Here is a 17470-nt window from a genome sequence, read left to right on the forward strand (position 1 = left end):
AAACCAACAATTGGAGGTGGGAAGATATGAAGCCATCATTACGGGGTAAAGTGGCAATCGTGGGTGCTGCAGACACTGAGGTAGGGGTTGTACCTCACATGACTTCGACTCAGATGTGTGCCGAGGCGGCTCTTCGTGCAATGGCCGATGCCGGCATTAGTAAAGATCAAATCGATGGATTAATCACATGCAATTCGAGGGCGGAGTCTTATAAGTACCATGCGGAAGCCATGGCTGAATACTTACAAATATTTCCTAGTTATTGCATCAATGTTGCAACGGGGGGTGGAACGACTTTTTCTATTCTTCATCATGCAATAACTGCTATTGCTACAGGAGTTTGCAATACCGTACTAATAACCATGGCAGAAAGTTTAAGAAGCGGTTTATCAAAGGAACAGACCATGTCAGGGCAGGCTGCTGTTGGACATTCTCAGTTTGAAGTTCCATATGGTCCAACCGTTCCTTCTTTATATGCCTTAATTGGCCGCGCACATATGGAAAAGTACGGCACAACCCCTGAACAATTTGCAGCAATTGCTGTCGCTTGCCGCAAACATGCAAGTCTGAATCCTAACGCCCAGATGAGGGATTTAATAACGGTAGAAGATGTATTAAATTCGCGTATGATTGCTGACCCGTTGCACCTATTAGATTGCTCGCTGATTTCTGATGGGGGTTCAGCCGTTATTTTAACATCTGCGGAACGAGCTAGAGAGTTTTCAAGTAAACCTGTGTATATATTAGGGTTTGGAGAGGCTCATAGCCACGAACATATTAGCCAGGCACGGAATCTCACTACATCGGCTGCAGTCGAGTCTGGAAAGCGTGCATACGAAATGGCAGGTTTAGGTCCCCGGGATATGGGTTTCGCTCAGCTTTACGATTGCTTCACTCCAACGGCTTTGATTGAGCTCGAAGACCTGGGCTTTTGTAAGAAAGGAGAAGGAGGGGCATTCGTCGAGAGCGGGTCCATCGAGCTAGGTGGTTCCTTGCCAATGAACACACACGGAGGATTGCTGTCTCACTGTCATCCAGGTAATCCAGGTTCTATGTTCTTATTGACTGAGGCAGTCTCTCAGCTGCGGCATCAAGCGGGCGAACGTCAGGTGTCCGGAGCACAAGCGGGTTTAGTGCATGGTCAAGGTGGCATTATGTCCAGCCATACCACACTTATACTAGGGAAAGAAATAAACTAAAGATAGGGTGGAGCATATGATCGATCATTCAGGAAAAAATTTCCCGAATATAAACGTAGAGACCGAGCCCTATTGGCAAGGTTGCCGTAATCATGAACTGCTCATTCAGCAATGCTCAGATTGTGGCAGGCACCAGTTTTATCCTCGAATCATTTGTACAGACTGTTCGAGTAAAAATGTGAAGTGGGTGCGGGCTTCTGGTAAGGGAAAGGTACTCAGTTATACCATCGTGCATCGAGCAATATCGAAGGCATATAAGTCGGAAGTCCCTTATGTCATTGCATTAATTGATCTTGATGAAGGACCAACGATGATGAGTAATGTAATTCAGTACGATCCTCAAAATGTCAAAGTGGGAATGAGAGTTGAAGTAGTTTTTGAGGATTGGTCCGAAAAAATTTCTATTCCTAAATTCCGTCCCGAGAACTTGGATCAAAACGAGTAACCAACAAAAGCGATAAACCACAAAAGAGGGCGGAAAATTTAAGGACACCTGAATACCTACTTAGAAAAGGATCATTTACCGGGCTTTGGTGCACCGAATTAAAGGTTCAGTGTACCCATGTCCCATGCAGGGGAGGGAGAGTAATATGTACACTGGTTTAAAAACGTTTGGAAAAATAGTTGAACATCGAGCAAAAGAAAAGCCGGATGCACGGTTTATTCGTTTCGAGAATTCTGAACTCACATATGGAGAGTTCGATAGAAGTGGAAACAAGATGGCAAATGTAATGAAGGAGTTGGGGTTATCCAAGGGTGATACTTGCGCGGTTATGTTACCTAACAGCCCGGAGTTCTTAGCCGCCTGGTTAGGTTTGGCAAAACTGGGCGTAATTGAAGTACCGGTTAATGTGTCATATCGCGGAGATCTCCTTGCACACATTCTCAATACAGGTGAGTGCCAGGCTCTCATAATTTCATCGGAATGGGTAGATCGTGTAAAGGGTATCTCAAATGAATTGTTACATCTTCGCCACGTCATTGTGGTAGGAGATGTCAATGAGCCTATGCCAGGCCTGATCTCTTGGCATTCTTATACAAAAATTATGGATGAGGCAAGCGACCTTTCATTAGATGTGTCCATCCAACCGATGGACCCATCTCTCATTCTCTTTACATCAGGAACTACCGGTCCGTCCAAAGGTGCCATCATCAGTCATAGTGCAAATTTTAATCTGGCAGAAATCCATTGCAAATTTAGGGAAATAGGTCCTAACGATCGTTTATATACCGTTTTTCCACTTTTTCATTCCAATTCTCGATATACGACCGTCCTTCCGGCACTGATCGCAGACGGTGACGTGGTCATGCATAACCGATTTTCGGCTTCTAGATTCTGGGACATATGCAAGGAAGAGCAAATCACCCAATTCAACTTTATGGGCTCAATGCTGACAATTCTTCTAAAGCAGCCGCCGCGCCATGACGATTCGGATAATCCGGTTCAACAAGCACACGGGGCACCAATACCCCCAGAAATATATGAAGAGTTCCAGAACCGCTTTGGCATCAAGCTTCACGAAGGGTATGGTTCAACGGAAACCGGTTCAATGACCTTTAATCCTGCTGAATCGTTTCGAAAAGGATCTTGCGGTCGGCCTGTTACGAGTTATGTTGTCGAAATCCACGATGACAATGATAAACGTTGTCCCAATGGTGTAGTAGGTGAGATAGTGGTAAGACCAAAGGAACCTGGTGTATTGTTTTCAGGTTATTATGGTGACCCTGAGGCAACTGTAAAAGCATGGAAAAACTTGTGGTATCACACAGGCGATCGAGGGTACATGGATGAAGAAGGCTATCTCTACTTTGTCGATCGTAAAAAGGATGCAATCCGCAGGCGGGGAGAGAATATATCTTCTTTTGAAGTCGAGACCGTTCTTAACAAACATCCTAAGGTTCTTGACTCAGCAGTAGTCGGCGTTCCTTCTGAACTCACAGAAGAAGAAGTGCTTGCAGTGGTTGTCGTGAAGGACGGAGAAGATTTGAGACATGAGGAGTTGCTGGACTTCTGTCAATCCCGATTGGCTCATTTCGCGGTTCCACGCTATGTCCGGTTCGTATCAGATCTCCCAAGAAATCCGTCCCAAAAGGTCGAGAAATATAAGCTGCGTGAGGAAGGGATTACCCTTGATACGTGGGATCGTGAACTTACGGGGTATAAAGTTTTGCGTTAAAATAGCTGTAGATTTGAGATGTTTTTGCTATTGTGTAAGATCGGAGTGTATAGTGGTTGGTCTTCAGCATATGTAAGACCAACCAAAATAAGTTTCGGTCGTAACCACTAGTCTTTTTGCAATAGTATTTGTAATAGATTTTTAGGTTTACATAATAGCATCTTCAATGAATAAGGTTTTAAAGAGTCGGAAAATTTGGAATAATACCACAAATAAAAAGAGGTGTTGTTTTTAAAAAAATGACAAAATGGTCCGTACATTATAATGATATGATTTAACAACGAAAATACTAAAACTGTTCCAGGTCTTAAATCAAAAATTCTTTAATGTAATAAGGGCTGCCAATGATTTGAAAGCGCTTTTTTAATTCTTAAATGATGAATAAATTGGAAGATAACAGAAAAAGAAAATTAGGAAACCAGCATATGAGGAGAACTAATAAAGCCAGAAAAGGTGGCTGAAGTAGTAGCATGCTTATTTTCTTCTAGTTCAAGCGCAAATTAACGGACAGATTATTCCAGTAGATAACGGATATTTAAATTTTAATGAAGAAATTCATATAAACATAGTTTCATGCAGTTTATCCTGTGATCTTAGAAATGGGGCGGTAGATTTGGGCTATTTTAATTTTACAAATAAAGTTGCTATCGTAACAGGGGGTGGCGGCGGAATTGGCCGTGCAGCAAGTCTTAAGATAGCCGCAGGTGGAGCAAAAGTAGTAATTGTTGACTTACAGGAAGAGAGCGGAATGAATGTTGTAAATGAAATAAACGAAGATGGTGGAGAAGCCATCTTTATCAAAACAGATGTAACAAAAGAAGAAGATGTAAAAAATTATGTACATGTAACGATTGATAGATATAGTAAAATAGATATTCTCTTGAACAATGCAGGCTGGTTAGGAGAAGTAGTTCCCATTGTTGATTATCCAGTCGATGTGTTTGATAGAGTGATGGATATAAATGTAAGAGGTGTGTTTTTAGGAATGAAATATGTTCTGCCCCATATGATGACCCAAAAAAGTGGCGCAATTGTTAATACGGCATCAGCTGCCGGGCTGCTTGGTACTCCCAATTTGGTGGCTTATGGTGCTAGCAAACATGCTGTTCTTGGTATGACAAAGTCGGCTGGGGTCGAAGCAGCACCTCATGGGGTTCGCGTAAATGCGATCTGCCCTGGGGGAGTGGATACATCCATGTTAGATTCCGTGGTATTTGGTTATTCAAAAGGAAATGCGGAGGAAGCTGAATTAAAAAGAATGGCTATTAAAGCCTCTTCTCCAGATGGAAGGTATGCAGATCCAGAAGAAATTGCCAATTTAATGCTATATCTAGTAAGTGATTTATCCTCTCACATAGTTGGTCAACACATTGTAATAGATGGAGGAGCAATATTAACTTAATTAAATTTGATAAAAAACGAAAGGGGAGTATTTATGAAAAATAGTAAAAATTTAATTATTATTGGCCTCTTATTAATGTGTATGATTGTTGTTACCGCTTGTGGAGGAAAAGCCACTCAAACTGTCAACAAAGATAAAGTATTTACATTAGACCTAAATATACCTGCACCAGATAATTCCGCTAACAGTAAAGTCCAATATTATTCATATAAGTGGTTTGTAGAAGAGATTGAAAAAAGAAGTGAAGGCAGAATGAAAATTAATGTATATTTTAATGGACAGCTGGCTCAACTTCCGGAATTGTTAGATGCAACAGCCAGCGGTAGTGTTGACTTGGGGTATGTAACAACATCGTTCTATGGAGATCTTATACCAGAAGCATTTATTACCAACATGCCGCTATGGGCTAAAGATGTTAATGAAGCCTATGATTTATGGCATAACACTGAAATCGGAGAAATCTATAACAATGCATTTAAAGAATATGGCGTAACGCCAATAATGAACAATTTCGTTGGAAATGGCGGTTGGTTATTGAACAAGCCGGTTCATTCTGTAGAGGATATGAAAGGACTCTTAGTAGCAACTTTTGGGGGATTGTTTAACACCTGGCTTAAGGGATTAGGAGCAACAGGAGTTGATATGCCAAATGCTGATTGGTATGATGGCATGTCAAGAGGAGTTATTGATGGAATACCAACTTCATATAGCACGTTAAAAAATTTAAAACTAAATGAAGTGGTTGATTATGTCATCGCTCCTCCTTTCAATAATGCCTTGATGTTAACCATGTTTATTAGTAATAAAACATTAGAAGAACTTCCAAAGAATCTGCAGGACATTCTCCTTGAGACTGCAAAGGAAGCAGAGACCAATGCATTACAAGGCAGTAATGAGGATAGTGAAAAGGTATTAAAAGAAGTGAAAGAATTTGAAAAAGCAAAAGCATTTGAGGTCATAACTTTATCAAAGGAAGAAGAACAAAGATTTTATGATAGCGTTCAACCAATGTGGGATGAATTTGCTTCATTAAGCGAAGGAAATGCAAGAATCATAGAAATTATTAGAGAAAATAGAAAAGAAAGATAATATAATTCGTTGATTTTCATAGAAAAAAGAGCGTTATATTAGTCTGTTTCACAATGAAGTATATTATATAAAAAAAGGTGGAGTGTCTATGAAAAATTTTAAAAGTGTCATTCATAGAGTGATCTTATTAATGAGTATCCTTGCTTTAACAGCGTGTGGGTCCAATGCTACTTCATCTGAAAAAGGATCTGAATCTCGTGATAAGGAAAAAGTGTATAACTTAAAATTTAATATTCCTTACCCTGATAACCAAGACCCTAATAACCCGCGTTATTATGCTATGCATTGGTTTAAAGAGGAGATTGAAAAAAGAAGCGAAGGAAAAGTAAAGATAGAATTATATTTTAATGGTCAGTTAGCTCAAGTTCCCGAAATGTTAGATGCATTATCCAGCGGTACAATCGATATTGGATATGCGACTGCATCGTATTATGGAGATCTCGTACCAGAAGGGTTTATCACATACTTCCCCTATTGGGCTAAAGATGTCCAGGAGGCCTATGATTTATGGAATAACACAGAGATAGGTGAGATTTATAACAATGCTTTCAAAGAATATGGTGCTACACCGTTATTGAACACTTATGCTGCTCTTGGTGGCTGGTTAGTAAACAAGCCTGTCCACTCTGTTGAGGATATGAATGGACTATTAATGGTAACAATGGGAGGATTATATAATTCCTGGTATGAGGAATTGGGGATAAATGGTGTTGAAATCCCTCATTCAGATTGGTACGACGCACTTTCGAGAGGAATCATAGATGGAATACCTACTGGATTTCAAGCGTTGACCATCTTTAAACTAAACGAAGTAGTTAAATATGTCATCGATCCTCCGTTTGTTGATGCTCAGATGGGCAATATGTTTATTAGTAATAAAACTTTGGAAAAACTTCCTAAGGATCTGCAGGATATTATTTTCGAGGTCTCAAAGGAAGCTGAACTCAAAGCGTTAGATGCAACTAAAAAGGATAAAGATAAGGTTTTACAGGATTTGAAAAATTACCAAAAGAAAAATGGCATTGAAGTAATTAAGCTGTCAGAGGTAGAACAACAGAAATTTGTTGAAAGTGTTCAGCCTATGTGGGATAAATTTGCTTCTTTAAGCAAGGGTAACGCAAAAATAATAGAAATTATAAGAAATAATATTGAAGAGAGAAAGAAAGAGTAAAGGAGGAACTTAGATTTTTTCGAAAGTCGGTACCCAAATTTTTATAAAAAATATTCAGAATTATCATGAAATAAAAATGTAAAGGGAAAATCGTTTGCCTGAAAATAAAAAATGCTCGTTTAAATAAAAACCGAAATGATAAGAATCGGCATAAACATCATTTCCGTTTTCTTTTAAAATACATTTCTATAAGAATATTGAACGGAGAGGGTGTCCCATGAAAATTGTAAATAAAACGATTCGATTTATAAATTATATTAATCAGCAAATGTATGTGGTAATTGGAGTAATTATCACTTTTCTATCATTAATGATCTTCTACGATGTAATTGCCCGTTATTTTTTTGAAAGACCGACTAGATTTGGGTTTGACACTTCTGTTTGGCTGACAGCGGTTATGGCGTTTATAGGCGGCGGGTATGCCATATTGAAAAACGAACACGTACGAGTGGATATGTATTATGCTAAATTTTCTGATAAAGGAAAAGCTATAGTGGATCTAATCTCTCACCTGTTCATTTTTTTAACGGTAATTGCACTGGTTTTTTGGGGCGGGCAGCACGTTTTGGATTTGTATAAAAAAGGAGTTGTTGCGACAACCGGCCTGAACATACCAATGTGGATTAAATGGAGTATCCTTCCTATTGGAGGAACCCTGCTGGGACTGCAGGCATTGGTGACTTTGTTTAAAGATATCTACTTACTTATAACAGGTAGAAAATATGAGGTTGACAATGATAAGGAGATCTACCTGCTTAATACAGATAGAAAGTTTGACCTGGATAATACTAAAGAGATTTACCTGCCTAATACAGATATAAAGGTTGAGGAGGGGAAATAAATGGAACCTTATGTTATCGCTCTTATCATGTTTACGGCTCTAATGACAGGAATTATGCTGGGAATTCCGATTGCCTTTGTTATGTCCGGCATTTCCCTTATCGCTGGCTTTATAATATGGGGCGGACCTGCAAGTGTGAGCGGGTTTATCTTATCTGCATTCAATGATGTCAATCAATTTATTTATACCGCAGTACCCTTATATATTTTCATGGCAGGAATCTTGAGATACAGTGATTTGATAGATGGAATGTATGAAGCATTTTACCGCTGGTTTGGGGGAATGAGGGGCGGACTTGCTGTTGGTACAACGGCCATCGCTACATTGTTTTCGGCAATGGTTGGGACAGCCATGGTATCTACAGCCACGCTCGGAGTTACTGCCCGTCCATCGATGCTCAGCCGTGGATACAATGATAGATTAACGCAAGGAATCATCTTGGCAGGCAGCGGATTAGGAATTCTAATTCCACCCAGTCTTGTAATGATTATATACGCTGTAATAGCAGAAGTTTCTCCAGGACAGTTGTTTATGGCTGGGATTATTCCCGGCCTTATGATGGCCGTGATTATCGCGCTATACGCTTTAGTTCTTTGTTGGATCAGACCTAACTATGGTCCTGCCCTCCCAAAAGAGGAGAGGTTTACTTGGAAAGAAAAATTTGTAGCCTTAAAGGGCGTTATTTTACCATTAAGTGTTATTACTGTGGTTCTGGCTAGTATTTTTTTGGGAGTTGCCACCCCAACCGAGGCTGCGGCAGTAGGAGTTATCGGGTCACTAGTTAGTGCGGGAATCAATCGGAAGCTGACATGGGGAAATATTAAAAAGATGTTCAGTATGACGATTGGTTTGTGTGCAATGGTGTTTTGGATGGTCATTGGCGCCACTGCCTATGCCAAAATAATCAGTGTTACAAGAGTGGGTGAACAGCTGGCTGGGTTAATTGAAAATATGAATTTGTCTCCAACTATGTTTTTGATAGCAGTCCTTATTTTCTTTTTCATCCTCGGCATCCCACTGGACGCTGTACCTATTTTGTTCATGACTGCGCCGATTATCCTGCCAATCTTAAATAGTATGGGAGTGGATATGGTATGGTTTGGTGTTATTTTTGTAATCAGTGCGATAACAGCAAATTTATCACCGCCATTTGGAATGCAGTTATTCGTTTTAAAAGGAGTTGCCCCGGATATAAATTTACGTGATACGTTTGCAGCGTGTTGGCCAATGGTGGGATTATTTACAATAGGTACGGTTATCTTATTTATTTTTCCTGAAATTGTAACATGGCTTCCGGAACAGATGTTTAATAATCGGTAGGTTTAGAAATTTCAAAACGGGCTGTATGCACTTTTTGGGGAAATTGTTCTTCCTTTTTAAGGAAACAGTTAATGCCGGAAAAACTGCATATGGCTTAATGGTTCAGATTGATAAGAGATGGGATGTAACTATTTAAATAGATTTTAAACTTAAAAATGGAGTAACCATTTTTGGATTTTAGGTTAAACAAAAAAACAAAGGGGTGGAGTTTTTGTGAAAAATGTCAAAAAAATGATTATTAATGTTGTATTAATCATATGCATCATTACTTTAACAGCATGTGGTTCAAATGCTTCTTCTGGAGACAGTTCAAAAACTTCCGGCGGCAAGGAAGAAAAGTATAATTTAACTTTTAATGTTCCTTTACCGGATACTACAAAAAATAGTAAACCGATGTATTATGCTACTCATTGGATTAAAGAAGAGCTTGAAAAAAGAAGTGAAGGTCGATTAAAAATTGATCTATATTTTAATGGGCAGTTAGCACAACAGCCTGAAATGCTGGATGCATTAGCCAGCGGCACAATCGATATGGGTAACCTGACTCCTACGTTTTATGGTGATACCGTTCCAGAGGGGTATATATCCTATTTTCCATATTGGAATAAGACTGCACAGGAAGCTTATGATTTAATGAATAAGACAGAGATTGGCGAGATTTTAAATAATGCTATGATGGATAACGGTGTTCAACCATTAATGTACACTTTTTTAACAGATAATGGCTGGTTATTGACAAAACCCGTCCACTCTATGGAGGATATGAAGGGACTGTTAATCGCATCTATGGGAGGTTTGTGGAATACTTGGTATGATGAATTAGGGGTAGTAGGTGTTAATATCAGTGTTGCTGAATGGTATGACGGGCTGCAAAGAGGAATCATAGATGGGGTGCCAGTAGGATATCAAACGTTAAAAACCTTAAAACTAAATGAAGTAGTAAAATATGCTGTGGATCCTCCGGTTGTTAATGCTAATATGGCAAGTACGGTTATAAGTCAAAAAGCTATGGAAAAACTCCCTAAAGATTTACAGGACCTTATTATAGAGGTTTCAAAGGAAGCTGAACTAAAAGCGTTGGAAGCTGGTAAAGAGCATACAGCTATGGTAAAACAAATTCTTGAAGAAAATGAAAAGTCAGGTAATTTGGAGGTCATTCACTTATCAAAGAAAGAGGAGCAAAAATTCTATGAAAGCGTACAGCCTATGTGGGATAAATTTGCGTCCCTTAGCGAAGGTAATAAGAGAATGATAGAAATTATCAGGAAACATAGAGAGAAAGAAATGAAGAAATAATAAATAAATCCTCATCAATAACAGGGCTGCTTGAGCGGATGTTCTATGCCAGATAGATTAAAATTTTTGTAATAAATGTATTAAATTGGTAATTAGATATTGAGGAGGAATAGAAATGGTTGAACATTTAACGTTTATTAATTTTGGAAATGAAGAAATAGAGGATAAAAAAGTTGATTTAATAGATAAAATAAAAGCATTTAATAACCATATACCTGGAGTTATTGACGCTCAGGCAGGGGAAAACTTTAAAGAAGGTTTTGACTTTGGAATTTCGATCCGATTTAAAGATAAAAAATCATTTGAAGAATACATTCCCCATCCAAAACATCAAGAGGTAGCCTCTTTATTAAGAGAAATGGAGATGAGTGATTTTACAGTAGTAGACTTTGAATTTTAATTTTATTCTAGAAACCCTATAAATGCTAAACACCCAATCTTATACAGCTTGGGTGTTTAAAAGATGTTGTCAGTCGCCCTAATATTGGATCCATTCCTTCATTTAATTTCGTTGTTTTGTTTAATAGTCGGAAAATTTAAAAATGTTTGACAGGCGTAAATAATGATGATAAATTAAATTCGTAGAATCAATGGTACGAACAACCATATAATATATTAATGTGTTGTTTGAGAAAAAGGCTTATTAAACAAATTTGAAAACGGTCTCAAAAATTTGATTAAAAAAGGAATACTACTTGTTATCCCAATATTGGTTTTAATTGGGTTACTTTTCTTTTCCCCTGAAATCGCGTTATTTTTACCTCAAACCATGAAGTAACATTTTAGGACCTTCTGTCGTTACAGAAAATAAGTATAATAGACAGAATATTAAATATACTTTGACAATTTTAGAAGTCGATGCTAGGATTAACATATATTTCTAATGGTCCGTATAACCATATAATATATTAATGTGGCATTCGAATAATATCCTGATTAAGAAAGGGAAGGTTGAATCGCCATTATTATCTTCAACAATTAGGGATCATAGAAGTTCAAATTAATATGTTGTGAAAATTATAGTGAGGTGGGGACTGAATTATGGGAAAAGACATATTAGATTTATTGGAGCAAGTACAGCGCTTACAAAGCATTCAAGATATAAGAAATTTAATTACAACCTATTGTCAAAGTGTTGATTCATGGGATAAAGAGTCTTTTTTAAGTATTTGGGATAAAGAGGCAGTCTACATGGTTCCTAGAGGTGCTTCAAATGGAAAAAAGGAAATTGCAGAAATGTACGATAAGATAACATCAGCCGAACAAAACCATCACCATCATGTAACCAACTCGAAAATAGAAATTAATGGGAATTCCGCTACAGGTGTTTCTGATGTTTTATATTATCGATTGATAGATGGCGAGTCTACCTATTTATCTGGAAGGTATTATGATGAATTTTGTAAAAGTTCAGGAAAATGGCTGATTAAGAGACGAGAATTCAAACCTCAGGCAACGATAAGCCCTCTTTTTAATAGAGTTTGAAAGCCAAGTGCAGGAACGATTACCGAGATTGTAAATCAGGATTATGGTGCACTAAATTAAGGATATAAGGATGTGAATTGAAATGAGTAAGCTATTTTCCCCCTATCAAATTAAAAATGTCACATTAAAAAATCGGATCGTCATGTCTCCAATGTGTATGCATTCAGCTAAAGACGAAGATGGGACAGCGACAGAGTGGCATAAGCTCCATTATGGAATTCGAGCGGTAGGCCAGGTAGGACTCATCATGCTGGAATCTACATCTATACATCCCCATGGAAGAGTTTCATTTACTGATTTAGGGATCTGGGATGATAAACATATCGAAGGTTTAAGGAGTATTGTAAATACAGTCCATGAAAATGGCTCGAAAATTGCGATACAACTTTGTCATTCAGGCAGAAAGGCAGTAGGTGATAGCGTTATTGGCCCATCACCCATTGCACAAAATAAGGAAAAGAAAACACCGAAAGAAATGAGTATCGCAGATATTAAAGCAGTGGTCGAATACTTTAAGATTGCTGCACTCAGGTGTAAAGAAGCTGGTTTTGATTTAATCGAGTTACATGGTGCACATGGATATTTAATTAGCAGTTTTCTATCACCATTGTCAAATAAAAGAACGGATCAATATGGAGGTTCAAGAGAAAATCGCTATCGTTTCTTAAGGGAAGTTATTGAGGCCATTAATACGGTTTGGAGAAATCCTTTGTTTGTCCGCTTATCTGTAAATGAATATCATCCAGCCGGAAATTCAATCGAAGATTTTATTTATTTCTCACAACAGATGAAAAGTCAGGGTGTTGATTTAGTTGATTGCAGTTCAGGCGGGGTTGTCCTCGCTGAAATTGATTCCTATCCAGGTTATCAAGTTCCATTGACAGAGAAAATCAAAAAAGAGGCTGATATTGCTACCGGAGCGGTAGGCTTAATCACACATGCACTCCTAGCAGAAGAAATCTTAAAAAATAATCGTGCTGACTTAATTTTTATTGGAAGAGAGTTGTTGCGGGATCCATTTTGGCCGCTAAACGCTGCTCATCAATTAGGAGAGTTTATTCAACCGCCTTTCCAATATGACCGGGCATGGAAAGAAATGTTAATAAAGGAAAACAGTTCAATCGCTCAAAGATGGGTCCCTGGGCATGAAGCATTAGCGCTCAAATTATAAAAGCAAATCTAAATGAATCAATATTTTTAGAGTAGAGTAATGAGCTGTTAACCTAGAGAGAGGTTTGTGAAAAAATGGAACATTTGGTGATACATGAGAGAATACACCAGTTAGAGGCCATTGATGAAATTAGAAAATTAATAGCCAACTATTGCCATGGTGTTGATAAAAGGGACCGGGAAACTTTTTTAAGTATTTGGCATGAAGAAGGAGTTTGGGTGGTTCCAAAGCATCGAACTTGCTCTGGAAAAAAAGAGATTGAAAGTTTGTTTGATTCAATTTTGGCTAGTAGAGAAGAACAACACCATCATTCAACGAATTCTGTGATCGAAGTGAATGGAGATTATGCAACCGCCATTTCTGATGTTGTCTATACCTATACAGATAGAAAAGGGAAATCAGAATTATTATCTGCATCGTATCGGGATGAATATACAAAGAAAACAGGGAAATGGCTTTTAAAGAGAAGAGAACTTTTTTACGTTAATATTAAGAGCCCTTTATTTTAAAAGGCTGGCATTACACTTGGCAAGGTTCATTTGAAAACAACATCATTAGATTTTTTACCATGACCTAGCTAGAATATTCCTAATATTCGGTCATTTTTGTCCCATATACTATTTCAAATTAAGTCATCTTTTACAAAAACAATAAGAGATACCGTTTGGGGACAATGGACAATAAAACTGATAGGTAAAGGGGGATTCGAATGAAAAAGAAATTGTATGTGTTAGGGCTTATGGTTTTGATTCTTTTGTTGGCCGCATGTGGTAGTGAAGAATCTGCTGGTAAGGAAACAAAAAAAGGAAACGATTCTGCAGGAACGAGTGAAGAAACATATGTTCTTAGAGCATCTCATAGTTACTCAGGACAGGAAATAATGGGGAAGCTTGCAAATTCCTTTAAGGAAGAGGTAGAAAAACGAAGTAATGGCAGACTCAAAATAGAAGTATACCCAAGTGCTCAGCTTCTTCCTTATGATCAGGAAATTCCTGGGTTACTTAATGGTCAAATTGATATGGCTTTTAATGGTTCTTCTGGATTAAGTTCCATAGAATCAGCTTATGACGTGTTGGCATTACCATTTTTATTTGATTATGACCCTGATAATTTTAGTGTAGCTATAAATAGTTTAAGAGACTATATGGAACAAGAAAATGGCGGACAACTTTTATTGAAAAAGACGGAAGAACGCGGAATAAAGCCTTTAGGCACCTTTGTCGGAGCAGACCCTGGTCTTATCTGGACAAGAGACAAGGAAGATATGGTTACGGACAAGGAAAGTATGAAAGGGTTAAAGGTAAGGGTTTATGGAGGCAAATTGGTTTTAAAAACATTTGAGAGTTTAGGTGCGAGTGGTGTTCCAATTGTATCAACAGAACTTATTCCAGCGTTACAACAAGGGATTATAGATGGAACTATTGCCTCTATTGTACAAACGGCTGATCGAGACTTACCAGTACAAGCAGGTACGTTTTTGCCGGTTGTTTATTCTATTAACCCTGTAATTATGTCTAAAGCAAAGTTTGATCAATTGCCAGCTGATCTTCAAGAAATTTTGTTAGAGGCTGGAAAAACTGTGCAAAAGCAAAATGATGAAATGCTTACAACACATTATAAAGAAGCTAAGAGCAAACTTGAAGAAAAAGGGGTAAAGCTTTACTATCCTACAGATGAAGAGATGTCAGAGTATAGAAAAGCAGCAATCCCAGTCTATGATATGTTCAAAGAAACTGTAAAAGATGGGCAAAAGTTGATTGAAGCCGCCCAATCTAACTAATTTAAAAACATTGCTTTTCCTATCTTTTTAACTTAAATAATTTAAGAGGTATGCTAATGAAATATTCGAGTTTATACTAACTCAGTATAAACTCGATTTATTTTAAATCGAATAATCAAGAGGTGGATATAAATTGAAGTTTATTGCTAGGATTGAATCTTACACTCGCTGGATTGATAAAAGTCTGTCTTTCATAGCGTGCACACTCTTAGTATTTAGTGTGTCACTCGTTATGTACAGCGTAATTATGAGATACTTTTTTGATATTTCGTATCCAATGATTGAAGAACTGTCCAGATACTTCATTATTTATTGTGTCTTTGCATATATAGGCCCTTTAATTAAAAATGGGGAGCATATAAAAATGGATATGTTACCCAATTATTTGAAGGGCAGAATGAAGTATGGTTTAGATTTATTCATCAATATCTTATTATTATTGGCATTTATCTTTCTCTTTTGGAACGGTATCAAATGGGTAGATTCGTTAGTTCAAATGAATATGAGAACGAACTCAGGATTATTATTAATGGCTTTGCCTGCAATAGCAGTTCCTATTGGTATGTTTTTCTCTTGCGTATATGTTATTCAGCAAATCATTTTGGATATTTATAAATTTTGTGTAAATTATGAAAGTCATTCTTCTTTAGAAGAGAATTCTTCAAAATCCATTAATGAAATGACACAGCAAGAAGAAATTGCAACACCTTAGAAAACGTAATACTTTAAAGATGATCAAAGGAGGAAAGTCATTTTGTTAGCTATAGCGATTATTATTTTTTTAGTCCTACTATTTATTGGGGCTCCAATATGGTTTGTATTGGGAATGAGCGGAGGATTTCTAGCTGTATTTGGAATGAATTTGCCATCCGCCAATGTCCCTTCTCATTTTTTTATAGCTGCAGATAGCTGGATTCTTTTAGCTATTCCATTTTTTCTACTCGCAGGCAATTTAATGACTTTTATGGGTACAGCTCATAGGATGCTGTCGTTTATTGTTCATTTAGTCGGCCATTTTCGCGGGGGACTTGCAATAGCTGCTGTCATAGCATGCGCTATATTTGGGGCACTTTCAGGATCCGCAGTTGCCACCGTTGTTGCAGTAGGTACGATGGTTATTCCACATATGTTAGAAGCAGGCTATTCCAAAGAAAATAGTTTAGGTATTGTATCGGCATCAGGTACATTAGGTGCAATGATACCTCCAAGTATCATTATGATTTTGTATGCGTCTATCGTACAGGTAAATGTTTCCGATCTTTTCTTAGCAGGTGTCGCACCAGGTATCATGCTTACCATTCTACTTGTTATCACAGCAATCATCGTTAGTTATCGGGAAAAGGCAGTTGGTAGATCGAAGAGTTCCAGTAAGGAAATAGGTTCATCATTTGTGCAGGCTATTCCAGCCTTGTTAATGCCAGCAGTCGTGTTAGGGGGAATTTATCAAGGAATCTTTACTCCTACAGAAGCGGCAGCCATTGCAGTCTTTTACGTATTATTGATTAGTTTTATCTTTGAACGTAAAAACTTTACGAAAAATAATTTAATAAAAAGTATAAAAGGTGCAGTGGTTACAACCGCAGCAATTTACATCATTCTAGGCGGAGTATCATTATTTTCTCAATCTCTTACTTTTTCTCAAGTTCCACAGCAGATTACAGAGTATGTCGCTTCAGTGAATGTACCGGCTTGGTTAGTGACGCTAGTTATTGTGGTATTTCTACTATTATTAGGAACATTTTTAGAACCGGGTCCGATCCTTTTTATCACCGTTCCTATTTTATTACCAACCATTTTGAATTTAGGAATTGATCCAATCCACTTTGGGATTATAATGGTTATTTGTTTAATGATAGCGCAAATCACACCACCCGTTGGTATGACACTATTTGTATTAAGCTCAAATTTCAAAACAAATGTGGGTGTAGTAATACGAGGTTCTCTTCCTTATATGTATGCTCTTATAATCGGTTCCATCATTATTTTGTACTTCCCTTGGCTAAGCACATTTTTAGTAGATTAGTCATTTTATTTATTAGATGAGAAGCTATCCAAAAAGCATTTCTTCATTCTCCTTTTTGTACCAATTCAATTTTAGGGGGTGTGGTTAGCATAATAATTTAAAAGATTATTTTTAAGATTACTTAGTATGTTAGGAGGGTTAATAGAATGGGAAGGAATATATTATGTAATAAAGAAGACATCAAGCCAGGAGAAAAGAAGGTTTTTCAAGTTGGAAGGGCATCTGTGCTTGTCGTTAGAAATGGAGAAAAGTTTTACGCAATACGAAATGCTTGCCCTCATCAGGGGGCAGAGTTAGATAAAGGCTTTTTAGGGCCAGTTGCTCGTTCTTCTCAAGTAAAAGAATTCTGTCTTGAGGAACATGGCGGACACATTTATTGTCCATGGCACAGATGGAGTTTTGATTTGGAGACAGGATGTTCAGATCATGATCCGGCTAATGAAAAAGTGAAAACGTATGATGTAAAGGTAGAAGGGAACGATTTGGTAGTATATGCCTAGTATGAAAGAAGAGAGG

Annotated in this window: 17 protein-coding genes; all 17 read left to right on the top strand. The window is 37.7% G+C overall.

What is annotated here, in order from left to right; genetic code table 11:
- The first annotated feature begins 26 nt into the window (after positions 1–26).
- The 17 genes from J2Y03_RS03630 (at position 27) to J2Y03_RS03710 (ending at position 17454) form a co-directional block, all read left to right on the top strand.
- A complete protein-coding gene (locus J2Y03_RS03630) occupies positions 27–1199 on the top strand; it encodes a thiolase C-terminal domain-containing protein (RefSeq protein ID WP_310190723.1) in 1173 nt (390 codons plus the stop codon).
- A gap of 16 nt (positions 1200–1215) precedes the next feature.
- Entirely contained in the window at positions 1216–1644 is a 429-nt protein-coding gene (locus J2Y03_RS03635; protein ID WP_310190726.1) for a Zn-ribbon domain-containing OB-fold protein, read from the top strand.
- A 145-nt stretch (positions 1645–1789) separates the two neighbouring features.
- The gene (locus J2Y03_RS03640; RefSeq protein ID WP_310190728.1) at positions 1790–3376 is read left to right on the top strand and encodes an ATP-dependent acyl-CoA ligase; all 1587 of its coding nucleotides are present in this window, start codon (positions 1790–1792) and stop codon (positions 3374–3376) included.
- Between the two features lie 613 nt (positions 3377–3989).
- Positions 3990–4778 carry an SDR family NAD(P)-dependent oxidoreductase gene (locus tag J2Y03_RS03645; RefSeq protein WP_310190731.1) on the top strand — a complete coding sequence of 263 codons (789 nt, stop codon included), beginning with the start codon at positions 3990–3992 and terminating at the stop codon, positions 4776–4778.
- 33 nt (positions 4779–4811) lie between these two features.
- Positions 4812–5867, top strand: coding sequence for a TRAP transporter substrate-binding protein (locus J2Y03_RS03650; RefSeq protein WP_310190732.1), 1056 nt, complete (start codon positions 4812–4814; stop codon positions 5865–5867).
- 88 nt (positions 5868–5955) lie between these two features.
- The gene (locus J2Y03_RS03655) at positions 5956–7038 is read left to right on the top strand and encodes a TRAP transporter substrate-binding protein (RefSeq protein ID WP_310190734.1); all 1083 of its coding nucleotides are present in this window, start codon (positions 5956–5958) and stop codon (positions 7036–7038) included.
- Positions 7039–7255: 217 nt separating this feature from the next.
- Positions 7256–7879, top strand: coding sequence for a TRAP transporter small permease subunit (locus tag J2Y03_RS03660; protein WP_310190737.1), 624 nt, complete (start codon positions 7256–7258; stop codon positions 7877–7879).
- Positions 7880–9199 carry a TRAP transporter large permease gene (locus J2Y03_RS03665; RefSeq protein ID WP_310190739.1) on the top strand — a complete coding sequence of 440 codons (1320 nt, stop codon included), beginning with the start codon at positions 7880–7882 and terminating at the stop codon, positions 9197–9199. It begins immediately after the preceding gene.
- Between the two features lie 213 nt (positions 9200–9412).
- Positions 9413–10495 (top strand): TRAP transporter substrate-binding protein, encoded by a 1083-nt coding sequence (locus J2Y03_RS03670; RefSeq protein WP_310190740.1) that lies wholly within the window; start codon positions 9413–9415, stop codon positions 10493–10495.
- A gap of 115 nt (positions 10496–10610) precedes the next feature.
- A complete protein-coding gene (locus J2Y03_RS03675; RefSeq protein WP_310190742.1) occupies positions 10611–10895 on the top strand; it encodes a Dabb family protein in 285 nt (94 codons plus the stop codon).
- 641 nt (positions 10896–11536) lie between these two features.
- Entirely contained in the window at positions 11537–11980 is a 444-nt protein-coding gene (locus J2Y03_RS03680) for a nuclear transport factor 2 family protein (protein ID WP_310190745.1), read from the top strand.
- Between the two features lie 82 nt (positions 11981–12062).
- Positions 12063–13151, top strand: coding sequence for an NADPH dehydrogenase NamA (gene namA / locus J2Y03_RS03685; RefSeq protein ID WP_310190747.1), 1089 nt, complete (start codon positions 12063–12065; stop codon positions 13149–13151).
- A 74-nt stretch (positions 13152–13225) separates the two neighbouring features.
- Positions 13226–13660, top strand: a complete 435-nt coding sequence (locus tag J2Y03_RS03690; RefSeq protein ID WP_310190749.1) for a nuclear transport factor 2 family protein — start codon at positions 13226–13228, stop codon at positions 13658–13660.
- A gap of 200 nt (positions 13661–13860) precedes the next feature.
- Complete coding sequence (locus J2Y03_RS03695; protein ID WP_310190751.1) at positions 13861–14931, top strand: TRAP transporter substrate-binding protein; 1071 nt, start codon at positions 13861–13863, stop codon at positions 14929–14931.
- A 232-nt stretch (positions 14932–15163) separates the two neighbouring features.
- The gene (locus tag J2Y03_RS03700) at positions 15164–15643 is read left to right on the top strand and encodes a TRAP transporter small permease (protein ID WP_310191363.1); all 480 of its coding nucleotides are present in this window, start codon (positions 15164–15166) and stop codon (positions 15641–15643) included.
- Between the two features lie 42 nt (positions 15644–15685).
- Positions 15686–16954 carry a TRAP transporter large permease gene (locus tag J2Y03_RS03705; RefSeq protein ID WP_310190753.1) on the top strand — a complete coding sequence of 423 codons (1269 nt, stop codon included), beginning with the start codon at positions 15686–15688 and terminating at the stop codon, positions 16952–16954.
- 146 nt (positions 16955–17100) lie between these two features.
- The gene (locus J2Y03_RS03710; protein WP_310190756.1) at positions 17101–17454 is read left to right on the top strand and encodes a Rieske (2Fe-2S) protein; all 354 of its coding nucleotides are present in this window, start codon (positions 17101–17103) and stop codon (positions 17452–17454) included.
- The last annotated feature ends 16 nt before the right edge of the window (positions 17455–17470 follow it).

This window comes from Neobacillus niacini (assembly GCF_031457145.1).
Lineage (GTDB): Bacteria > Bacillota > Bacilli > Bacillales > Cytobacillaceae > Neobacillus > Neobacillus niacini_J.